2 protein-coding genes and 1 pseudogene are annotated in these 1,659 nt (G+C 49.4%); all 3 read left to right on the top strand.

Features of this window, described 5'->3' with window-relative positions; all coding sequences use genetic code 11:
* A pseudogene (locus ACYC56_RS10605) lies at nucleotides 1–196 on the top strand (hypothetical protein); the annotation flags it as partial.
* A gap of 104 nt (nucleotides 197–300) precedes the next feature.
* Nucleotides 301–1,476, top strand: a complete 1,176-nt coding sequence (locus tag ACYC56_RS10610) for an acetoin utilization protein AcuC (RefSeq protein WP_461374151.1) — start codon at nucleotides 301–303, stop codon at nucleotides 1,474–1,476.
* 47 nt (nucleotides 1,477–1,523) lie between these two features.
* On the top strand, nucleotides 1,524–1,659 hold a 136-nt coding region (locus ACYC56_RS10615; protein ID WP_461374160.1), incomplete at its 3' end, for a 6-carboxytetrahydropterin synthase.

A 1,659-nucleotide genomic window follows, 5' to 3' on the forward strand; every position in this document is an offset into this window, starting at 1 on the left:
CATATTTATCGGTGGCTTATCGAGTTTGCTATATTACCTTTTTCTATTCGGTTTCACCCACTGGCCAAGCTCCTTGCTTTCAAAGGACATTATTGCCTTGGTCCCAAACCCCATCATCGTTCCTACCTACATTCCGCTTGTGCTAAGCATCGTGTCCCTGATTGGCGGTACGCTCCTGGTCTTCAAGAGAAAATAGACTGTTATCTCTCAAGAGGAGCCTATATAATAAGGACAGAGGCATAGCCGGGAAACCCTGCCTTTGATTCCTTTTAACTTAAAACATATACGTGCGGAGGTATGATGAGCGAAAACGTTACCTACTTTGTCTACAATGAGGAGTTTCAGGAATATAATTTTTCCCCAACGCACCCCCTTCAACCCATAAGATTAAAACTGACATACGAGCTATTAAAGGATTACGGTGTTTTTGATAAAAAACACGTAGAGGTCGTCCCGGGCCGAATGGCAACGGACGAGGAACTTATGTTGGTCCATGCCTGGGAGTATATAAATGCTGTAAAAAAGATGAGCGAGACCGGTGACGAGCCCATAATGGGGTATGAATTTGGGATCGGACCCGGGGATAATCCTGTCTTTAAAGGCATGCATGAGGCTTCAAGCCTGATTGCAGGAAGCTCGATTCGCGCCGCCGAGCTGGTTATGGAAGAAAAGGCATCTCACGCAATTAATATCGCCGGTGGCCTGCATCATGCGTTGAGGGATAGGGCTTCGGGTTTTTGCATCTACAACGATACGGCATGTGCGATTGCTTACGCCGCCCAGAAATACGGTATCAAGGTCGCCTATATCGATATCGATGCCCACCATGGTGACGGCGTGCAATGGGCGTTTTACGATAGGTCGGATGTTCTTACCGTGTCGCTCCACGAGAGTGGGCGATACCTCTTCCCTGGGACGGGATTTGTCGACGAGGTCGGCAGAGGCGAGGGTGAAGGTTTTTCGGTTAACGTCCCGCTTGAGCCTGATGTTAATGACGACCTCTATCTTAGGGCTTTCAACGAAATCGTGCCCCCGATAATCAGAGCATTTAAGCCCGATTTGATCGTATCTCAGAACGGCTGCGACACTCATTATACTGACCCGTTAGCGCAGCTAAGCCTGACCACAAATGCATACGAGCTTCTCTATGCGGCTATCCACGAGCTGGCGCACGAGGTGTGTGACGGGAGGCTGGTTGCTCTTGGTGGCGGAGGGTATCAGATTTATCAAGTCGTTCCAAGAGCGTGGGCGCTTTTATCGGCCGGCCTTGCGCGGGTGACCTTGGATGATTATACGCCGGGTACATGGCAGGATGTTTGCACTACCAAAGCCCAAACCCATTGCCCGGTAAGGCTTAGGGACAAGGCGGTTATTACGACGATATCCAATACAGGGTCGCTCGAACAGGCAACGGTCGCCACTATCTTAAGCGTAAAACAAAAGCTCTTTCCATATTATGGGCTCACCGTTGACTAGGCCTTGAGGCTGTTGACAAATCCCGCTGCGCGCAATACTCTTTTAACATGGGGAAATACTCTATTCACGTGGAAAAGGATTATCTGAAATTCAGTGCTGCGCACTTTCTTGTTTTTGGGGAAAAGTGCGAGCGGCTGCACGGACATAATTATGCCGTTTCAGTCGATCTAGGGGGCGACCTGG

This window comes from Candidatus Aquicultor sp. (assembly GCF_054640775.1).

Coding starts and splice junctions, on each gene's coding strand:
- ACYC56_RS10610 (WP_461374151.1), top strand. CDS start 301: ATGAGCGAAAACGTTACCTACTTTGTCTACAATGAGGAGTTTCAGGAA.